General features: G+C 52.1%; 17 protein-coding genes. 6 read left to right on the plus strand and 11 right to left on the minus strand.

Features of this window, described 5'->3' with window-relative positions; translation table 11 throughout:
• Nucleotides 1–715: 715 nt before the first annotated feature.
• Nucleotides 716–1,759, plus strand: a complete 1,044-nt coding sequence (locus tag VFG09_15065) for a hypothetical protein (GenBank protein ID HET6516472.1) — start codon at nucleotides 716–718, stop codon at nucleotides 1,757–1,759.
• A gap of 63 nt (nucleotides 1,760–1,822) precedes the next feature.
• A complete protein-coding gene (locus VFG09_15070) occupies nucleotides 1,823–2,782 on the plus strand; it encodes a DUF2950 domain-containing protein (protein HET6516473.1) in 960 nt (319 codons plus the stop codon).
• A gap of 146 nt (nucleotides 2,783–2,928) precedes the next feature.
• On the opposite strand, the gene nadB is transcribed toward VFG09_15070, so the two are convergent.
• From nadB to VFG09_15090, 4 genes are all read right to left on the minus strand, one after another.
• The gene (gene nadB / locus VFG09_15075) at nucleotides 2,929–4,497 is read right to left on the minus strand and encodes an L-aspartate oxidase (protein HET6516474.1); all 1,569 of its coding nucleotides are present in this window, start codon (nucleotides 4,495–4,497) and stop codon (nucleotides 2,929–2,931) included.
• Nucleotides 4,490–5,296 carry an ATP-dependent sacrificial sulfur transferase LarE gene (gene larE, locus VFG09_15080; protein ID HET6516475.1) on the minus strand — a complete coding sequence of 269 codons (807 nt, stop codon included), beginning with the start codon at nucleotides 5,294–5,296 and terminating at the stop codon, nucleotides 4,490–4,492. The genes nadB and larE overlap by 8 nt, the downstream gene beginning before the upstream one ends.
• 75 nt (nucleotides 5,297–5,371) lie before the next feature.
• The gene (locus VFG09_15085; protein ID HET6516476.1) at nucleotides 5,372–6,877 is read right to left on the minus strand and encodes an Rne/Rng family ribonuclease; all 1,506 of its coding nucleotides are present in this window, start codon (nucleotides 6,875–6,877) and stop codon (nucleotides 5,372–5,374) included.
• Nucleotides 6,878–6,883: 6 nt separating this feature from the next.
• Nucleotides 6,884–9,466, minus strand: a complete 2,583-nt coding sequence (locus VFG09_15090; protein HET6516477.1) for a TIGR03960 family B12-binding radical SAM protein — start codon at nucleotides 9,464–9,466, stop codon at nucleotides 6,884–6,886.
• 127 nt (nucleotides 9,467–9,593) lie between these two features.
• Between VFG09_15090 and VFG09_15095 the strand changes: the two genes are divergently transcribed.
• Entirely contained in the window at nucleotides 9,594–10,382 is a 789-nt protein-coding gene (locus VFG09_15095; GenBank protein HET6516478.1) for an outer membrane protein assembly factor BamD, read from the plus strand.
• Entirely contained in the window at nucleotides 10,363–10,950 is a 588-nt protein-coding gene (locus VFG09_15100; protein ID HET6516479.1) for a bifunctional precorrin-2 dehydrogenase/sirohydrochlorin ferrochelatase, read from the plus strand. Before VFG09_15095 ends, VFG09_15100 begins: the two co-directional genes overlap by 20 nt.
• Before the next feature lie 432 nt (nucleotides 10,951–11,382).
• On the opposite strand, the gene VFG09_15105 is transcribed toward VFG09_15100, so the two are convergent.
• The 7 genes from VFG09_15105 to VFG09_15135 form a co-directional block, all read right to left on the minus strand.
• Nucleotides 11,383–11,634: a sulfurtransferase TusA family protein gene (locus tag VFG09_15105; GenBank protein ID HET6516480.1), complete on the minus strand. Its 252-nt coding sequence runs from the start codon at nucleotides 11,632–11,634 to the stop codon at nucleotides 11,383–11,385.
• Between the two features lie 14 nt (nucleotides 11,635–11,648).
• Nucleotides 11,649–12,062, minus strand: a complete 414-nt coding sequence (locus VFG09_15110; protein ID HET6516481.1) for a DsrE family protein — start codon at nucleotides 12,060–12,062, stop codon at nucleotides 11,649–11,651.
• 1 nt (nucleotide 12,063) lies between these two features.
• Complete coding sequence (locus VFG09_15115; GenBank protein HET6516482.1) at nucleotides 12,064–12,426, minus strand: DsrE family protein; 363 nt, start codon at nucleotides 12,424–12,426, stop codon at nucleotides 12,064–12,066.
• Between the two features lie 9 nt (nucleotides 12,427–12,435).
• A complete protein-coding gene (locus VFG09_15120) occupies nucleotides 12,436–12,732 on the minus strand; it encodes a DsrH/TusB family sulfur metabolism protein (protein HET6516483.1) in 297 nt (98 codons plus the stop codon).
• Nucleotides 12,733–12,871: 139 nt separating this feature from the next.
• Nucleotides 12,872–14,578: a sigma-54-dependent Fis family transcriptional regulator gene (locus VFG09_15125; protein HET6516484.1), complete on the minus strand. Its 1,707-nt coding sequence runs from the start codon at nucleotides 14,576–14,578 to the stop codon at nucleotides 12,872–12,874.
• An 85-nt stretch (nucleotides 14,579–14,663) separates the two neighbouring features.
• Entirely contained in the window at nucleotides 14,664–16,997 is a 2,334-nt protein-coding gene (locus VFG09_15130) for a PAS domain-containing protein (GenBank protein ID HET6516485.1), read from the minus strand.
• Between the two features lie 3 nt (nucleotides 16,998–17,000).
• Complete coding sequence (locus VFG09_15135) at nucleotides 17,001–17,435, minus strand: DUF296 domain-containing protein (GenBank protein ID HET6516486.1); 435 nt, start codon at nucleotides 17,433–17,435, stop codon at nucleotides 17,001–17,003.
• A 195-nt stretch (nucleotides 17,436–17,630) separates the two neighbouring features.
• Between VFG09_15135 and VFG09_15140 the strand changes: the two genes are divergently transcribed.
• Nucleotides 17,631–19,802: a secretin N-terminal domain-containing protein gene (locus VFG09_15140; GenBank protein ID HET6516487.1), complete on the plus strand. Its 2,172-nt coding sequence runs from the start codon at nucleotides 17,631–17,633 to the stop codon at nucleotides 19,800–19,802.
• Nucleotides 19,803–20,060: 258 nt separating this feature from the next.
• Nucleotides 20,061–20,516: a hypothetical protein gene (locus tag VFG09_15145; GenBank protein ID HET6516488.1), complete on the plus strand. Its 456-nt coding sequence runs from the start codon at nucleotides 20,061–20,063 to the stop codon at nucleotides 20,514–20,516.
• The last annotated feature ends 118 nt before the right edge of the window (nucleotides 20,517–20,634 follow it).

A 20,634-nucleotide genomic window follows, 5' to 3' on the forward strand; every position in this document is an offset into this window, starting at 1 on the left:
CCTGCACCCTTGTTATCACCATTAATTATAACAGACGGAAAGCCCCGCGAGTTGCGATCACGATACTGTGATGTGGTATCATTGCTCGAAGACCCACATGATGCTCCGCATATTCTTCTATCGATTAATATCGCGGGTTACCGGTAGACACACATTCTGCCAGAGATTGGCTTATGAGGCAGCGATAAAAAGAACGCCCGTCAGCCTCACTTTTCAGCGACATAACCGATGGTGATAGTTATTATCCAAAACCAACACACGAAGGTCAGGTTACGCAAAAGGTAAAATTTCGTTCGCAGAGATTTCAGATGCAGGGATCGGAAAAAAGGTATATACTGTAAATACGGGGGCTGGCATGAGGAAGAAGGGAAAGACCACTTGTTTTTCAGGGAAGTGAAGGAAGTGTCAGCAAAGGAGGCCGTCGAATCAGCTGAGAAATTTGTCAGTTGCAACGCCTCATTAAGCCGCAGCCCGGCGAGAAGGATCATTGCGCTGAACAGTGATGTGGTCGGCTATGAGGAAAGGGCCCTCCACCTGCCATTCTCCTGTGGTGTTAAATGTGCTTGAACGGCTTATCGATTGATGGATGATAGGGTAATCATTTATATACGGCTGCTCCCCTCGATTAAGTGAATGCTCCAGAGTCATGACAGGGACAAATGATTTTTCAGGGATCCTTGTGAAGACAAACTCAGTTGCGGCAGAAGGAAAGAAGATGAAAAGGTCGCCCGTCAGGATTATTATTCTCGTGATCGGCTGTCAGTTACTGATGCCAGGATTCATTAAAGCACAGCCGGTTCGGACGTCAGCCGAGAATCCACCTCTGGCCCAACCGCTGGTTCGTGAAGGAGATTTTGCTGTCCAACTGCTTGCTTCATTGGGCATCGGCACGACTGATGATGAGACAGAGGCAGAGAGCACACTGGGCGAAGTGGGAATCGCTCCGCGAAACGGCTGGATTGCCGACTACCCTGTTACTCCTGACATTTTGGGTGAATTAAAAAGAACGGTCAGTGATGCTGCTGCCTCCGGCAAAATGTCCATGAGTCAGGACGAGGCGATAAAAAGGCTCCAGGATGTTGCAGCCGAATATGGTTTATCAATATGGGTTGATACCTCTGGCCAGGCGCCTGGGGATACATCCGGCCTGAGTTATCCGGCGCCTGATGTCATACAGGATTATTATGACACCGAGAGCCCCCCGGTGGTCACCTACTATGCGCCCCCGCCTCCCTACGCATATATGTATAGCTGGGTGCCTTATCCCTTCTGGTGGTGGGATGTCTGGTTCCCCGGGTTTTACGTCCTTGTGGATTTTCATGTCAGGGTACATGATCACAGGGGATATAGACACGGAGAATTCATCAGCAATCATTTCCGCGATTCCCGCACAAGCAGGATTTTCAGGGTCGACCCCGCACACAGGTCTGAAGGCGGGGTATTTCCGTTTGGAAGGGCAGCCGGATGGACTAGCCCTGCAGCACGGAGCGGAGCGCAATCCATTATGGAACGCGGCCGGGCGACGACCACTCCGGGAGGCGCTGAGACAGCAGGTAGGGAATATAGAGGCTATCGGGGCTATGGTGTGTCCAGGTCTTCTCCCGGAACAGGGTCAAACGCATTTGAACATTCCATTAACAGAACCACTGAACAGCCTGCGAGCGACCGCGGGTTTCGGAGCCGATCTGCTGCCGGCCAGGTCTCCGGCGGAGTTTCCCATGGTGTCTCAGGATACCATGGCGGCGGTTCGCGACGATAAGATGGCACAATGTATGGCTATTAAAAAAAGAATTTTTAAGAGCAATGATGGATGGAGGAAAAAATGTTCGGTAATAGAACAACATCAGAATCAGTTTTCCATTATGTCTTTGCAGCTTTGATCGCTGTCACCATTGCGATCATTGCATCACATTATCCTGCCGCTGCTCAGGATGCCGGGCAAAGGAAGTTCAAATCCCCTGAAGATGCGTTCAAAGCGCTCGTTGATGCCGCCAAGGATAATGACACGAAAGCACTCCTGGCCATTTTCGGTCCCGACAGCAAGGACATCATATCCTCGGGAGATTCAATTGCAGACAGCGCTGCGCTCAACCGATTTGTAAAGGCGGCAGGGGAGGAGGTAAGGTTTGCAAAATTGGATAATGGAGCAATGCTGCCGATTATCGGGAAAGGTGAGTGTTCCTTCCCGATCCCGATTGTCAAGTCAGGTAACGAATGGGTCTTTGCCACTGAAGAAGGGAAGGAAGAGATATTGAACCGAAGGATAGGCAAGAACGAGTTGAATACCATTGAGGTGGTCCGTGCGATTGCCGATGCTCAACGCGATTATGCAAGCAAGGACCGTGACGGTGATGGGGTACTGCAATATGCCGAGCATTTCCTGAGCCGCGAAGGTAAGAGGGACGGCCTATACTGGGAGGCTGAACCCGGAGGGGAGCAGAGTCCGCTCGGCCCATTGGTCGCCCATGCTGCTGAGGAGGGATACCCTGTGGGGAAACACACCGGAAAGTATACCCCGTATCACGGCTACTATTTCAAGATGCTGAAAGGCCAGGGCAGCAATGCCCCTGGCGGCGATTTTGATTATATAATCAACGGCAAGATGGTTGCCGGCTTCGGAGTTGTGGCATACCCTGCTGAATACGGAGTGTCAGGGATCATGACCTTCATGGTGAACCAGCTCGGCATGGTGTATGAAAAAGATCTGGGAACAAGAACCGAAGAGATTGCCAAGGCAATGACAAAGTATGACCCTGATAAGACATGGAAAAAGGTCAAATAGACAAAAGGGAGCATCGCTCAATCTGATGGGGAGTTAAATGCTATTCGCCTGAACTGAACGCATGTTACAAGCGAAGACTGCCGCAAGAAAAATTTGAGTGCCGACATCCATGTGACGCTTACTCGAAACCCTTCGTGGTTCTCTTCTTACACCGGAATACTTATTCCTTTCATACACGCAAAATGCTTGTTCCAGTCTTTGCCGCGCTCGGGGAAATCGGACCTGAAATGCGCTCCGATGCTCCCTCTTCTCGAAAGCGCAGTTTCGGCGATAAGATTGGCCACGGTCACCATATTCCTTATCTCCTGCTCCTGCCGCGTGAGAGATGCATTCTCGACAAGGGTGAGCCACTGAGCAAGTCTTTCATGGGCAATCGAAAGTGATTCGGAACACCGTATGATTCCAACCCTCTCCCACATGAGTCTCCTCAGGGCCTTCCGTATCTCTCCCATGTTACGGTCAGGAGGATCTGCCGATGCCGGCGAAAGATGAGTAGCTGGTTCTTCCTTGAATCCGGCGACCGTGGGCTGATTTCTATGACGGGAGGCTGCGCTTCCTGCCCGTGCACCGAAGACGAGTCCTTCAAGAAGACTGTTGCTTGCGAGCCGGTTTGCACCGTGCACCCTCGTGCAGGCAACCTCTCCCGCCGCATAGAAACGCTTGATGTTAGTCGCTCCCTCCAGATCGGTCTTGATGCCGCCCATGATATAGTGCGCGGCAGGCGAAACCGGGATGAGGTCTTCAGCTATGTCAATACCGTAGGCCTTGCAGGTGGCACTGATCCTCGGAAACCTTTTCCTCACAAAATCGTGGTCGAGATGGGTGAGGTCGAGATAGACATGGCTGCTCCCCGTCTTTACCATTTCCGAGATTATGGCCCTCGAAACCACATCCCGAGGCGCAAGCTCTGCCAGGGCATTATAGTTCTTCATAAAGGGTTCCTTCTCTCTGTTCCTCAACACTGCCCCTTCTCCCCGCATCGCCTCGCTCAGGAGAAACTGTGGAGTGCCGGGAACGTAGAGGCTGGTGGGATGAAACTGGACGAATTCCATATCTTCCAGGACCGCCCCGGCCCTGAAGGCGATCGCCATGCCGTCTCCTGTTGCCACTTCGGGGTTTGTTGTCCTCTCAAAGAGCTGTCCTGCCCCTCCCGTAGCAAGGACCGTTGCCTTTGCAAAAAGGCTGATCGCCTTGCCTTCCCTTAGAACCGTTGCCCCAAGGCACTCGCCATCCTTCACGATGAGGTCAAGGGTAAAGGCGAAGGAATATTTCTCCACCGAAGGGAAGGTCCTGACCTTGGCGAGGAGTACCCTCTCGAGTTCTTTCCCTGTGGAGTCCCCCTGGGCATGGAGGATGCGGTTCTTGGAATGGGCCGCCTCCCTTGTGAAGGCGAGCTTTGTCCCTGCCCTGTCGAACTCAGCGCCCCATGAGATGAGCTCGGTGATCCTCTCGGGACCTTCCTCAACAAGTACCTTCACCGCCTCCCCGCTGCAGAGCCCGTCTCCTGCCCTCAGCGTATCTTCGAAATGGATCCCTACCTCGTCTTCGTCGCTCAGGGCAACGGCAATTCCACCCTGTGCATATTCTGTGCTGCTCTCGGTGGGGAGATCCTTTGTGACAATAAGGACCTTGCCGTGTGGAGCCAGCTCGATGGCAGCCCTGAGGCCGGCCACTCCGCTTCCGATAACGAGAAAATCGACGGCGAGTTCATCCATTCAGATTGCCGCTCCTGAATCCCCCGAGGTCGAGGGAGATGAATTTATATCCCAGAGACTTCAGTTTCTCGACGACGGCCCTTCTTGTCTCGCTCTTGAGCATCTGAGGTATCTCATCCTCTTTCAGCTCGATCCTTGCCGTCTCCCTGTGGTGGCGCACCCTCAGCTCCCCGAAACCCAGGGACTTCAAAAACCGCTCGGCCTCACCGACCTGCTTGAGACCATCGAGGGTAATCGGTTCGCCGTAGGGGAACCTCGAGGACAGACAGGGAGATGCTGCCTTGTCCCAGGTTGGAAGGCCGAGAGCGCGGGAGAATCTCCTGATATCCCCTTTTCTGAATCCTGCCTCGATAAGGGGGCTCCGCACACCGTGTTTCAGGGCAGCCCTTCTCCCGGGTCTCCAGTCGTCCATGTCATCGAGATTGCTGCCGTCGAGGACAAACCGGTAGTGCTCTGACAGGCCGATCTCCTTTAGTTTCCAGAAGAGCTCGTCCTTGCAATAGAAACAGCGATCAACGGGGTTCCTGGCGAAGTCAGGGCTCTCGATCTCTGCCGTCTCTATGATCAGGTGAGGGATCCCGATCATCCCGGCAATCTCTCGTGCATCCCTGAACTCCTCTTCAGGCATTGAAGGTGATAGGGCGGTCACGGCCAGCGTTCGGATGCCCGAGAGCCGGGCGACCTTCAGGAGAAAGGTACTGTCAACGCCTCCGGAGAATGCGATGACGGCGCTCTCCATATCCGTGAGGAGCCTTGTCAGATGGTGCAGAGATGGGGTTTCAAAAAACGTGTCGGACATAGGGTAACCCACAGAGTTTGGCACAGATACATAGGAAAGGATACTCTCACTCTGAATCTGCTGCCGGGAAAAGAACTATAACTGCATGACTTCATAGTTTTCCTGATGGAGTTTGTCGTCTTCCTTGACGATGACCTTCACCCCGTATTTGTTCTCGATCTCTTCAATGCCGCCGCGTTCTTCATCGGAAAGGAGTTCTGCCACCGACGGATGGGCGGTCACAATGATCTTCACACCGCCGTGACGGGCCATCCTGGTGATCTTCCGGAAGATCTCGTAACAGAGGGTCCTCGGCGACTTGACAAAGCCCTTGCCCTCACAGTATGGGCATGCCTCACAGAGTGTCCTGCCGAGGCTCTCTCTCACCCTCTTCCGTGTCATCTGGATGAGTCCGAGTTCAGAGATGTGGAGGATCGTATTCTTTGCCCTGTCCCTCTTCATCGCCTCGAGGAAGGCATTGAAGACCTTCTCCCTGTTTTCCAGCTTTTCCATATCGATGAAGTCGATGATGATAATCCCCCCGAGATTCCTGAGTCTGATCTGATAGGCTATCTCCTTGACGGCTTCGAGATTTGTCTTGAGGATTGTGTCCTCCAGGTCCTCTTTGCCGACGAACTTCCCCGTATTCACATCGATGACGGTCATCGCCTCTGTCTGATCCACGACGATGTAGCCTCCGGACTTGAGCCAGACCCTTCTCCCCAGGGCCCGTGAAATATCGAGTTCCACGCCAAAGGCATCAAAGATGGGCTCGCTGTCATTGTAGACCTCTATCTTCGAAAGAAGCTTCGGGAAATAGGTCTTGACGAAATCCTTCACCCGGTCAGCCTCATCTTCAGAGTCTATCACGAGCCTTTCGACATCCTGACTCATGAGATCACGGACGCTCCTGAATTCAAGGTCGAGGTCGCTGTAGAGAAGCGTGGGCGCAACGACCCTGTCCCTCTTTCCCTGGATATTTTCCCAGAGGAGCAGGAGGAACTCCATGTCTTTCTTCAGCTCTTCTTCGGTGCATCCCTCGCTGGCAGTCCTGATGATGAAGCCATACCCCCTCGGCTTTATGGTTTCGAGAATCGCCCTCAGGCGGGCCCGCTCCTCTTCGTCCGATATCCTCCTCGATATGCCAATGTGCTCAACATTCGGCATGAGAACAAGATACCGGCCAGGCAGCGTGACATAGGAAGTGACGCGCGCCCCCTTGCTTCCGATCGGGTCCTTTGAGACCTGAACGAGGAGTTCCTGTCCTTCCTGTATGATCTCCTCGATCGGCAGGTCCTGCCTTCCCCTCTTTGAGAAGAGATCGATGGAATTCTCCTTCTCCTCCTCATCGAGAAAGGGAGCATATGCCTCAAGGTCGGTCATGATGTCTGCGACATAGAGGAATGCTGCCTTTTCGAGCCCGACATCCACAAATGCCGACTGCATGCCGGGAAGTATCTTAACGACTCTGCCCTTGTAGATGTTCCCCACAAGACTTGCGTCGCGCTTCCTCTCGACGTAGAACTCGATGACCTGTCCGCCCTCAAGCAATCCGACCCGTATCTCTTCCCGGGTCACACTAATCAATATCTCGTTCGCCATCCGTCCCTAACGCGTGCGGGAGAAGATCTTCTCCACCCGCACCCCCTTTCTCTCATCCTCTTGAAAATTCGGACGCAACGGAGCTGTCTGGGCCGCGTATTGAACAGCATAGAAGGGGTCGGTCCACCCGTTGTTCCACCCGTGCATGCCGGTCCTCGTTATTTCGAGCTCCTCGGCCGGAACCTGAAAAATGGCAGGTATAAGCTCTCCGAGTCTGACCTTTGAGTCAGCGTGTTCAACGGCAAGAATCCTGGCAGAGCCCTCACCGGTAACGAACCCATCAACGAGCATCTTCCTTATATCAACCTGCGTTATCGCGCCGTTTGCCCTCCTTCTCTCGATCAGAACAGTATCCTTTGCCAGAAAATCCTCTACCATCTTCGGATCAGGACAGCGTATCTCGTATTCGTATCTCGAGATGAAGCTGTCGAGGGAGGGTTCATTAAGGGCGACGACCCGCGCGTCTTCAACGCGTAGTCCTTCGGGAAGACTGCCATTGAGGGTGTCCCTCAGGTCGGCAACAGCAACGGGCCTCTTGACTTCGAGATCGAAATACTCCCTCAGGCCGCTCACACCGACGCTCAACGGAGGCCCAAAGGAGACGCGCGGTGAGGGATGAAATCCCTGTGAATAGACGAGGGGAATGTCCGCCCTTCTCAAGGCACGGATAAAGGTGGTCATCACTTCCCTGTGAGAGAGGTATCTCATGACCCCGGTCTTTGAAAAAAGAATCCTGATCCTTATAACCCGAAGGGGGGACGCAGAGATGGGGGTCTGGAAGGGAAATGACTTGTCTGCTGTCTTCGAAAGTTCCCTTTCTCCCCATCCCCCTGTCTCAGCACTGGTACACTGCAGTCCGCAACCGTAACAGGTCTTCCGGCAGTCCTCGGTCTTCTCGCAGGAAAGGGCCTTCTGAAGTTCATTCCAGAGAAAATCTTTCCTGATGCCGGTACGGATCTTCTCCCACGGCAGCACATCGCCGTATGCATAAGACCTCTGTGCGTACTCATGGAGATCGATTCCGCTATTCTCAGCAGCCTTCTGCCACTTTCTGAAATCGAAGGTCTCGGTCCATGCGTCGAGCCTGCAACCACCTTTCCAGGCCTCCTCGATCAGGTCGGAAAGCCTGCGGTCCCCTCTCGAAAAGACGGCCTCAAGGAGACTCATCTCGGTACTGTGACCCTTATAGGTCATCTTCTTCCCCGACAGGCTCCGCCTGAGGTACTCCATCTTCTTCTTTATCCTCCCGATAGGCTCCTGGCCACACCACTGCATAGGGGTATGAGGTTTGGGGACAAAGGGTGATATGCCGATATTCACATTCACGAATCTCCTCGTGTATCCCTTTGCTGTCTTGAGAGCCCTGAAAGCCATTTCGGGAATAGCTTCGATATCCTCGTCCCTTTCCGTGGGCAGACCGACCATGAAATAGAGCTTGATCGTCTCCCATCCCTCTGCAAAGAGGGCGTGCAATGCCCTGTCATAGTCCTCTTCAGTAAAGTCCTTGTTGATCACCATCCTGAGCCTGTCTGTGGCTGCCTCAGGCGCCATGGTAAAGCCCGTCTTCCTGACGGTCTTTATCTCCCTCAGCACTTCCTGACTGACCGCTCCCACCCGCAGCGACGGCAGAGAGAGAGAGACTACCTTATCGGAGAGACTCCTATTCAGTTCTTTCACGAGGGGCAAAAGGCATCGGTAGTCGCCTGCGCTGAGAGATGTAAGAGAGACCTCCTCATGGCCCGTTTTTCTGAGGGCCTCAGCCACGATCTCGAGGACCTTGTGCGGACTCCGCTCACGCAAGGGCCTGTAAATCATGCCTGCCTGACAGAATCTGCAGCCCTTTGTGCACCCCCTTGAGAGTTCTACGGTTATCCTGTCATGGACAACTGAAGTATACGGCACAACAGGAGACAGCGGATAGGGAGCGTCATCAAGGGATGTTAGGTATCTCCTCCTTATGGGGGGCTGAGGCATGAAGCCATGTACGGCAGGTACGTACACTCCCTCTATCGCCGAAAGTCCCCTGAGGAGAGAGTCTTTCTTTCCATCTCCTTCAATCTTCCACCGATAGAAGGCACCCACAATCTCCTTTGCCCCTTCTTCTCCGTCACCAACCAGAAAGGCATCAACAAATGCAGACATCGGCAAGGGATTTACCGTGCATGGGCCGCCGGCGATAACGAGGGGTTCCCCTCCCCCCCTCTCTTCAGACCGTATCGGTATGCCGCCCATGGAGAGCATGTTCAGGACTGTCGTATAGGAGAGCTCGTACTGGAGACTGAAGCCGACGATATCAAATTCCCTGAGCGGCCTCTTCCCCTCAAGTGAAGCCAGGAGGATGCCTCGTACCTTCATCTCCGCCTCCAGGTCTGTCCAGGGGGCGAAGACCCTCTCGGCAGAGGCATAAGGGATGTCATTGAGCACGGCATAGAGTATCCTCAGTCCGAGGTGGGACATTCCTATGTCATAGATATCGGGAAATGCCAGGGCGACCTTTACCGGCGCATCTTTATAGAGAGCGTTTATCTCCCTGTTTACATACCTGCTCGGCCTTTCAAACCTCCCGAAATTCATAGTTAAGAATACCATAAGCACAGCCCTTTTATCAGGAAGGCTTGCAATACGTTACAGAACTCTGTGAGCATCCGCCAGCCTCTGCTGCCTTCGACGGGTGATACCCTTGACAGAAGAGAGAGACGGAGGCTTTAATAGATACATGAAACCCCATGACATCAGTCGCGCAAAGGGATTTACGCCTCGCCCAATCATGCTCTTTTTCCTCCTGCTCTTCGTTGTCGCATCCTGCTCGGGGAAGAAGGATATCAGGCCTGAGGACGAATTCAACGCTGAAAAATACCTTGCCCGGGCAAACGAACTTTTAGACAACAAAGAGTACGACAACGCGCGCAAGTTGCTCCTTGAAGTCAAGAACAGGGACCTCACGAAGAAATATGCCCCTGTTGCCCAGATGAGGATCGCCGACTCCTATCTGAAGGAAGGGGAAGTTGAACTCGCTACCGAAGAGTACAAGAAGTTCCTTGATCTGTATCCCGACGATAGAAGCGCTTCATACGCGCAGTACCAGATAGCGATGGCCTACTTTTCCCAGATCGAAAGCCCCGATCGCGGGTTCGGGCCGGCAGCGAAGGCCCTTGAAGAGTTCGAGAAGCTGAAACGCCTGTTCCCGAGAAACCCTTATAAGGAACTTGTCGATCTCAGGATAGAGAGATGCAGAGACACGATTGCCGATTATGAATTTCTTGTGGGTGAGTTCTACTTCAAGAAAGGATCCTATCATGCTGCCCTCGGAAGGTTTCGCGGTGTTCTTGCAAAATTTCCCGATTACAAGAAAGAGCCCACCGTCCTTTACCATATGGCACTGAGCTATAAGAGGACGGGAAACAGGGAGAAGGCAGAGGAATACTTCAATCTCCTCATCGGGAAATATCCCCATGACAGTCTCGTCAGAGAAGCGAAAAAGGAGCTTGTCTCTGCCGGCAAGTAGGTTCTCCTATCCCCTTTTCCTGGACTTGACTGGAAAAGAATGCATCATCGTTGGCGGCGGAAAGGTCGCGGAAAGGAAATGTTCCACCCTCCTGAAAACAGGGGCCGCCGTTACCGTCATCAGTCCTGACCTCACGGTAACCCTGGGGAAGTATAAAGACAAGGGGTTGGTCCTCCATAAGCAACGGCTGTACAGAAAAGGTGATATAGAGACCGCCTTTCTCGTCATTGCCGCTACGGATTCCCAAGAAACGAACAGAAGGGTGGCTGATGATGCAACTGTTGCCGGCAAGCTTCTCAATGTCGTTGATACCCCTTCTCTCTGTAATTGTATCATGCCCTCTGTCGTCCGACGCGGTCTTCTTACCATAGCCATTTCTACGAGCGGGGCAAGCCCTGCAATGGCAAAGGCGATCAGGAAGGAGATCGAAGAGCTCTACGGACCCGAGTTTGCAAGATACCTGAAAGCTGTCAAGATGGTCCGCGATAAGGCGGTGGAAGAGATCCCCAATAAGAAAGAACGGGAGAGGTTCCTCAAGGGACTCATCGAAAAGTTCTTTGAGCGATGACGGGGAGAACGGCGGAACCTTTGGCAGCTCTTGGCAGACTCAGCCGGTTCGGAAGATCGAGGAAACCTCCCATTGATTTCCGCAGGCTCTTTGGTTACAATAAGGCACAAGAATTCTTAGGAGGTGATGTTCGATGTACATGGTTACCGTAAATGCAGCGACGTGCGAGGGCTGCGAGGAGTGTGTGAATGTCTGCCCTCAGGGCGTGTTTCAGATGAAGGACGCTAAATCAGACCCCTACCAGACCGCAGAGTGTGTCTTCTGCGAAAGTTGTCTCGGGGTCTGTCCTACAAATGCTATAACGATCACAGAGATGTAGGATAGAGAAGAGTACAATAAAAAAAGGGGATTTCGAAAGGACATCCCCTTTTTTTATTGGAACGACCACAAGGCCTTTTCCGTTCCTCAAGCCTCTTATGCCGGTGCTACGACTCAGCTCTTCTGAATATACAGCTCCCAGTAGCCCTTGTCGTCGAGCTTTACCGATTCAAACTTGTAGCCCTGCTTCTCGGCAAATCTCGGAAGGGAATCTTCAGCCGAGGCAGGCGCATCGCAGAGAATCTTGAGCAATCCTCCGCTCGGCAGTTTCTCCATGGCCTTCTTGGTCAATACGAGGGGGTATGGACATACCCTGCCGAGGACATCGAGGGTCTCCGTTGGTGCCATGCCGCTCAGTTCACCCATGTTCTTTCACCTCCTTAAAAGAAGAGCAGATGGTTTGATGATTCCATCTCCTTCATGATATCACGAAAAGGAACGATACTGGCCTTCGTTTCCCCACCAATATCCTCTGCATCCATGACAAGGGAGTCTTCGGAAAGGCCGAACCGTTCCACATCCTCTTTGCATATGAGGACCTTCAGGTCGAGAAGCAGGGAGTTCTTCAGGTGCTGCTCGATGCTCGTAACGCCATAGAAGTCCATGGCCTTCTGATTCTTGAGACAGTTTAACACGCCGTCGCCGATGAATGCCACAACAGGTTCGACCATATCCCCGTCTTCAAGGTATATCTCGACGGTCTGGCTCGCGATCGCATGAGTCAGCGACAGTCTCGATGCCTCAGTCTTGTACGGCAGGGTCTTGACCATAAATGCGAGTTTCTTTGTCGCCATATTAATCACCTCCCATATGAAGGACTCTGTCCGCTCCGAAGCAGCTTGCGAGGTACCAGTCCATGCTGTGGCGCTGCCAGCCTTCCTTGGTATCTTCCTTTTTGTAGCCCCTTGCCTCTGCGCAGGCTTCACAGGCGGTCGCCTCGAAAGCGCCTGTCGCAAAGAGTTCCTGAAGTTTCTTCTCCAAGGCCGAGTAGTCTTTAAACGCCTTTTGTCCCTTCTTCGAAAGCATAGTGGCATTCCCTGAAACCCACATGTCAACCTTGTGTCCTTTCTTGATCGCTGCTTCCGACAATTTCACGGCAAAGTCGAGGGACAATGAACCGACGAGGGATGAAAAACAGCCGATTGTCAATTTACCCATGATATCCTCCTATACCCATATCACTTTCTCGTATTCGGAGAAGATCAGGTCTACGAGATCGCTGTATGTTATCGATTTGACCCTGCTGTCAATCAGGGCTTCCGAGAATCCCTTTGTCCGCAGGTCTTCTGAAAGGACATACAGGTTCGGTGTCTTGTCCAGAAGCGGAGAAGCCTTTCCGTTCTCTTTTACCGCGGCATGATAGACACCGTTGCTGACAAAGATTACACCGAGCTTATCAGCCGTTAATCGCGAAACGGTGTCGTCCATGTTCCTGAAGTCGCTGACAAGTATACCTAACTTCATATCCAACACCTCCTGTGAATTTTTTGCGGGAGTGCACTGCAATGGTTATATCACTTGGAAGGGGAAATTGTAAATAAAAAAACCTTTATAAATTCATTAGGTTTTGTTATAACTTAACCTCATGAGCCGCGATACTGCACTAGGTTAAGTCTTCGGGCACAATATTCAGGTCTCTTACTTTCCTATGGACTGTTCTCCTGCTGATACCGAGGAGACGGGCTGCCTTACTCTTATTCCCTCCTGCCTTCTCGAGGGCCTGAAGGAGCGCTTGCTGATCAGTGTCCTTGGTATTGTTCAAAGAAGGCATGGGTGATCTGCTCAAATCCTTCAGCTCTGAGTCAAGGTCATCGACAACGATTATGTTCTGACGGGACAGAATGAAGGCATGCTCTATCGCGTGTTCCAGCTCCCTTATATTCCCCGGCCAGGGATACTCCATGAAGATCTTCCGCACTTCTGAAGACAGCGCCACAATCTCTTTCCCGAACTTCCCGTTGAATTTCCTGATAAAGTGATCGACAAGGAGCGGTATGTCTTCACGCCTTTCCCTGAGGGGAGGCAGGGCGATTTCGACTACCCGCAGACGGTAAAAGAGATCTTCCCTGAATTCGCCGTTCCGTACCTTTTGACGGAGGTCTCTATTCGTGGCCGCAATGATCCTCACATCAACCTTGATCGGATTGTGATCGCCGACCCTCTCAAACTCCTTTTGCTGGAGGACCCTCAGCAATCGGAGCTGGGTCGCCGGCGATATGTCGCCGATCTCGTCGAGGAAGAGAGAACCGCCGTGGGCCTTCTGGAATCTTCCAGTCTTGTCATGGATCGCGCCGGTAAAGGCGCCCCTCACATGCCCGAAGAGCTCGCTTTCGAGAAGGTTTTCAGACAGGGCTGAACAATTAACTTTGACGAGGGGTTTCAGCCTTCGGCTTCCCCCGTAGTGGAGGGCTTCTGCAACGAGTTCCTTCCCCGTACCGCTCTCGCCCAGAATGAGGACCGTTGTTTCAACATCGGCAAGAGATTCAATCAGGGAGTAAACCCTCTGCATTGCCTGAGCTTTGCCGATGATGGAGTGGAACCGGCATTTTTCGATCAGGTTTCTCTCGAGATTCGCGAGCGACGTCTCATCCCTGGCAACCATGACGGTGCCGGAGAAGATATTCTGCTGTTTCAGAAGCCGAAAGGTGTTCAGGGTAACAACCTGTCCCGGACGGTCCTTGCGCTGGCATTCCAGGCGGTAGAACTCCACGGGCTCCTGCTCGTCGACGGTCTTTCTCACGGCATCAAGGCATGTCCCGCTGCAAAGCAACGGCAGAGCATCAAGCCGCTTCCCGATGACCTCCCGGGAGAATCCGCAGATCTCCTTTGCCGAGTCATTCAACTCTATCACCGATAATTCTTTGCTGACAGTGATGATCGCATCCCTTACGCTCTTGAAGATGGCCTCGAGATTCGACCGGTAGGATTCCTTCTCGCCAAGCAGTGCCTTGTGCTGGAGTGCCATTCTCGTAATTCGCAAGAGCGTCTCCTGATCCACCGGTTTCGGAATGTAGTCGAAGGCGCCGAGCCTGAGGGCATCGGAGGCAGAGTTGTGATGGGGATAGCCCGTTATCATAACAACAGGGCAAGAGGGGTCAACTGCCTTGATCTCCCGCAAGAGGTCTATCCCGGTCTTCCCCTCGAGGATGATGTCTGCAAAGACGAGGTCGAACGTTCCTTCCGAGATTGCCGATAATGCCTCATGGTAGTCTCGTGCAGCAGTAACTGCATATCCTTTTTCAGAAAGAAAATGATCAAAGGTAAAACGGATGCTCTCCTCATCGTCAACAACAAGGATCCTTGATTTCATCTGAAAACCCTCCCCTCTTGCTATCTCGATCCGCCTGAGGGCGGAACATCCCTCTCCGTCTCATCTAACAGAGAGACCATTTTCTTTAGATGACTCCCTGCTTCAGAGCGTGACAGCTTTTTTCATGAATATCGAGGCTTGCCGGCAGGACAATGGCGACCTCAGTGAATTCACCCTCGACGCTGTTTATGATAAGCTTCCCGTTATGTTTGTTCACAATGCTGTGGCTGATGCTCAACCCCAGGCCCGTGCCTTTACCGGTTGGTTTGGTCGAAAAGAAGGGGTTCTTCACCTTATCAAGGAGGGAAGCAGGGATCCCTGTGCCGTGGTCAAGAATGATGACCTGAAGAAAGGGTGAATCCTTGACGGTTATCTTTTCGCATGAGATCTCTATGACCTTCATTCCACCGGCGTCTGGATATTTCTCGTTTAGGGCATAGCGCGCATTATTGATGATATTGAGAAATACCTGCTGAAGCTGCTGGGGACTTGCGTGTATCTCGGGAAGGGCTTCAGGAATGCGGAGAGCGGGAATGATCCCCTCCTTCCGCATCTGCGTCTCTATGAGGGAGAGTGAATCAGCGAGAATTCCTTCGATATGGCAGGGAACCATCTCTTCTTTCCTGTCGCGGGCAAAGACGAGAAGATTTCTGACGATCGCTGCGATGCGATTGCCCTCTCTCTTAATCCGCGTCGCAATATCATAGCCTTTGTCTTCTCCATCGGCGCTGTTCATCAATATCTGGGCATAGTTGATGATGCCGTTGACGGGGTTGTTGATCTCATGGGCCACACCCGCAGCTAACTCCCCGATAGACGCAAGGTGGGCGGCCCGGATGGCCTCTGCCTGGAGCGCCAGTTTTTCGGTGATGTCGGAAACAACATCGATGACGCTGATGATCCTTCCATCTTCGTCCTTTATGGGAAAAGACTTGTAGTCCCATATCCTTCCGTCGCTTGTCTGGTGTTGTGAGCTCTCTGATTCCCCGGTCCGGAAACTCTTCAGGACATGACAATTGTCGCAACTCGTGGTGCGGTTATGCCAGAGTTGGTAGCAGTATTGTCCGATAAGTTCAGACATTTCTCTGCCCATTACCGAAACGGCGCCTCTGTTTGCCCACATGATCTTCAGGTCAGGGGAGAGCAACATAAGGAAGGGGTCCGAAATGGCATCGAGAAGGGTATTGAACTCCTGGTAGAGCTTGCGGAAGGTCTCTTCGATGTGCTTGCGCTCGAGGATCTCAACCCGCAGTGCCTTGTTGACCTCGGTCAATTCAGCGGTCCGTTCGCGCACCCGGTTATCCAACTCGCGATGGGCCTTCTGAAGGGCCTCTTCCGCTACCATCCGTTCCGAGATTTCCCTCTGCAGTTGCTTCATCTGCCGCATATCCTGCCCGACAATCACGACGCCGATGAGATCTCCTCCCTTATCCTTGACGGCAGAACAGGAAATCATCACCGGGATCTCGTCACTCCCTTTGGTCTTATACCTCAGTTCGCCTGAGCATGTGCGGTTTGCGTCCTCTCTGATCTGCCGGAATTCTTCCCTGATGGAAGATCCCTCTGATAGTATTGCATCGAGGGGCTTACCGATCAACTCGTCCTCGTTATATCCGAGGAGGTCCATGGCCTGGCGGTTCACCTTGATGATGTTGCCTTCAGGATTGACCAGGACCAGTACGTCTATCATCTTCGAAATGATTTCATCAGCGGCAATGGACGGGGTAAGAATCATGAGCCTATAGTTCACCATCGAATACCATATCCCGAAGACCCACGTCAGGATGAGTATTGATGCGATCGACGGGAGAAGATGGATCTTCAAAGCAGGCAACAAACTGTCGGTTATCGCCGTTGTTATAAGAACAGGGAAGGCCGTTACAAAGATTACCCGGGCCTGTTTCTTCTTTCCCGCTGTCTTCGATCTCTTCCCCCACTGCAGAGTCAGCACAAGGCCGGTCAGAATAAAGACGGTATAGTAGAGCGCATAGAGCAGGAGACTTGCCTGGTTTGCAGGGGCTACTTCGCACCATCCAAGTCCTCGGTAAATGAAGTCCTCAACGAGAAAGACGCCGGTTAACGCTTGATACGTAAAAACGAATCCCGGCAGGTAGAGCATGACATATGACCACCACTTCCTGAGGATCTCTTGATGCTCGGTGAGAAAGAGAAAAAAATGGAGGGCAACTCCCGGGAAAAGACACCAGCCCGGCGCTGATATCTTATACCAGAACCAGGCCGTCTCTTTATCGGGAGCGGAATACAGGAAGGTATAAGCGAAGGCCCAGACCGCAAAACAGAGACAGAGATAAGAAAAGGTCCTGCTCAAGGGGGATTTCTGGTCCAACCGAAGCGTGTAAATCCCGAGGTATGAGTAGACGATGAAGGCGAAGGAGGCAAAGAGGGAAAGTATATTCATGTCCTAGAGCTTGAGAAGGGTTAATCCCGACAACGGATCAAACTCCCTGACGGCTGTTACGCCGTTGATCTCCATAATCAGGGCCTCAAGCACGAGGAATGTTTCTGACTTTTCTCTCAGACACCCCACTTTTATGGAATCCCTCTTTCCAAAGGCGCCGTGAAAATGGACCTTCGGCTCTTCTCCCTGATAGAAGACCGTGCCGAAGCCGACTATCTCGTGGCTCTCGCCGAGTTCCCTCCAGACAGGGACGGGAGGCAACTCTTCGTTTTCAGGACCGACAACAATCTTCCCCTCGCGCATCCCTCCGACGAGATAGAATGCGGCGGCCCGTATGTTCTCTTTCTTGACGATCGTGATGATGTTCCCCAAAACGTCTTCCTTATCCTCAAATCGGGATACTATAACCCTGCCTATCTGACCAACCTGGTATTTCATGAAAGCCCTCCGCCCCTGTAGTTATAAGGATCACTGAGTACCCCAAATCATACACGAAGTTTCCTAAAATCTCAAATGATTTCAGGCATGAGGAAGAGAAGGGTCCATTGCCGTCTCATTGCTATTTAGAAGCCGATCTGGTATTATGGACGAATATGATTTCTGGACGGCAGACATGAAGGAGGAGCGTCCATAGTGTTTCTTCGTAGAGTCCTCATGACGCCTACCGCCGCAGGGCTTATCAGCATTGCATTATCAGGCGCCTTCCTTTTCTCGTTCCAGCTCATGCCTCTTTACGGGGAACAGGTTCCTCCGACGATGCCCCAGGCGCAGCCGAACAACCTCTTTGCGCCAGGTGCTCCATTGACTCAACCTCCTGCGAGACCGGTCCAGCAACCTTCTCAACCGGCGCCTCAGAGTCAGCCGGCAGGTCAGCCGACTTTCCCGATGCCTCAACCACAGCCGGTCCGGCCTCAGCAACAGCCTGCTCCGGCTTCTCAGCTTGCTCCTGTCCAACCCCAATTTCAGCCGCAGCAAATCGCGCCGCAGCCTGCTCCACCCGTTGCGACGAGACCTGCCGTTAAGAGGGGCGAAGTCAGCTTTAACTTCGATGACGCCGACGTTTTCTCGGTGATACAGACCATCTTTGGCGATGTCCTCAAGGTGAATTACATTGTGGACCCCAGTGTCAAGGGGAGGGTCAATTTCCGTTCCGTAGCGCCCGTTGCGAAAGAAGATGTTCTGCCTCTCATGGAAGTCATTTTGAGGCTGAACGGTATCGGCGTTGTCGAAGAAGGCGGCCTCTACAGGATCGTTCCTATTGCAGACATATCGAAGGAGCCTGCTCCCGTGGGAGTCGGGAGAGATTCGGGAAAGGTCCAGATTACAGGAAAGGCACTGGTTCAGGTAGTGCCGGTGAAGTATGTCCAGTCCTCGGAGATGGTGCGGGTACTGACCCCGTTCCTCTCAAAAAATGCGGTGATTATCGACGTGCCCAAGAGCAATTACATCATCATATCCGACACCGATGCCAACGTGAGGCGGTTACTCCAGCTCGTCGATATCTTCGACAGCGAAGCGCTGAAGCAGATCACTCCACAGGTCTTTGTTTACGCTGTTCAGAACGGCAAGGCAAAGGACGTTGCTGCCTTGCTTCAGCAGATATTCCTCGGTGCAAAGGCGCCGGCAGGTGCAGCCAAACCGGCGACAACACCACAACCGAGACCGGGACAGCCGGCTCAGCCTCCAACCGGTCAGCCTCAGGTATCTATGGGTCAACCGACGGGAGAAGCCCTTGTCTCAGAGTCAACAAGGATAATCGCCGACGAGATTACAAACTCCATCATAATCCTTGCGACGCCTGAAGACTATGCACTTATGGCTGATACACTGACGAAGATCGATATAGCGCCGAGGCAGGTGATCATCGAAGGACTCATTGTCCAGGTAACTCTGACTGATAACCTCAGTTTCGGAACGACGTGGTCATTCAGTACCGATGTCAATATAAGCGGGTTGAAACCCTTCAAAAACCCGATCAACCTCAACGGGGACGTTACGACGGGTCAATCTGTGGACTCCTCCGGCAATTTAGTGCGGCCTTCAGGAGGAGGGTTCACATTTGTGGGCACGGACCCGACCGGTACTGTCAGGGCCGTCATTAGTGCCTTAGAAGATCAATCGAAGGCGAAGGTCCTGGCAGCGCCTCATATCCTTGTATCCGACAACCGGGAGGCGAGGATCCAGGTGGGATCTCAGATTCCGATCGCTACATCAACGAGCGCTCAACCGACTGCAACGACCGTAGGCGGTGTAACTACGACAACTACAACGGCCGTCGTCGCCACTTCTACGATCCAGTACAAAGACATAGGTATCATCCTCAAGGTGAAACCCCAGGTGAATGACAGCGGGCTGATTGCCCTCGAGATATCACAAGAGATATCTTCTATAGGGGGGAGCGTGACTGTCGGAGGCCTTCCCGAAATCACTATCAATAAGATAGAGGCGACAACGAATCTTGTAGCACAGGACAAGGAGACGATCGTTATCGGCGGACTCATAAGGGAAGATACATCAGCTGACAAGACTGGGATTCCCTTTTTGAGCAGGATCCCTATCATCGGTGCTCTCTTTGGTAACCAGAGTAATGTGAACACTAGAACAGAACTCATCATCCTTCTCACTCCTCGTGTTGCAAGGAACCAGCAAGAGGCGCGGGAAGTGACATCGGATTATCTCGACAGGTATAAGGCCACGACCAAGGATAAAGATATAGATGATTTCATACGCGAAAGAAGTGAAAGAGAACAGGGCGGCAAGGATGCAGGAAGCAAGGCTCCCAAAAACAGTACCCCCCAGCCATGACGAAGAACTCGCTTTGTTCGCAGTGTTTCAAAAAAAACACACCGGATACTAAAATGAACACAGTTTCCCGCGGCTTTCCCCGAAAAGAGGCTCAAAGAATCATGTCTTAGAGTATGGCCTGATTTTTGCTAGCTATTCATTAAGAAGTTTGCGCTTTTGCAGGAAATATGAAACAATGTTCATGAGCGGTATGGACCCACAGAAAGGCTTGACATACGGATTCTCTTTTAGTATATTTTTTTACAGGTTGGAAGTGGCTTGCGTAAGCATGATATAACTTTTGAAAGAGTCGCATTTACCTTTATTTTTTTCTTGATTATTTTTTCCGGATGTGCTAAAAAAGAGGCTATAAAAAGCGTAAGTGATGAAGAGGTTTTAAGAGGGCGGGTGACGGCTTACTGGAACCATAAAGTGAAAGAAGAGTTCGATAGGAGCTATGAGTACGAGGATCCTCTCTATAGAAAAAAGGTTGGTCTCGTGAATTACATCAAGAGCTTTAATACCGAACGCGCAGGATGGACGAATTCCGCGGTAGAAGGCTTGAAAATCGAGAACGAGTCTGCTATAGTTGATATGAAGTTGAGGGTCAGGATTGTCGTGAAGCCTTCGAAGAATCTTGAGCAGGATGTTTTATTAAAGGAGAAGTGGGTAAAGGTTGACGGAATATGGTACCATGTTCCGCAGCAGTTTATGGAGCGTCGGAGCACTCATTGATCGTTAGGTGTTCCTTGGTGATGCAGAAGCCTTTACCGGAAAAAACTAGAAAAAGGAGGTGATGGGGACAGGAGGCAATAAGCAGTTCTTGACATAGAGTGTTTTTTCTGTCTAGTGA

The sequence above is a fragment of the Thermodesulfovibrionales bacterium genome (assembly GCA_035686305.1).
GTDB lineage: Bacteria > Nitrospirota > Thermodesulfovibrionia > Thermodesulfovibrionales > UBA9159 > DASRZP01.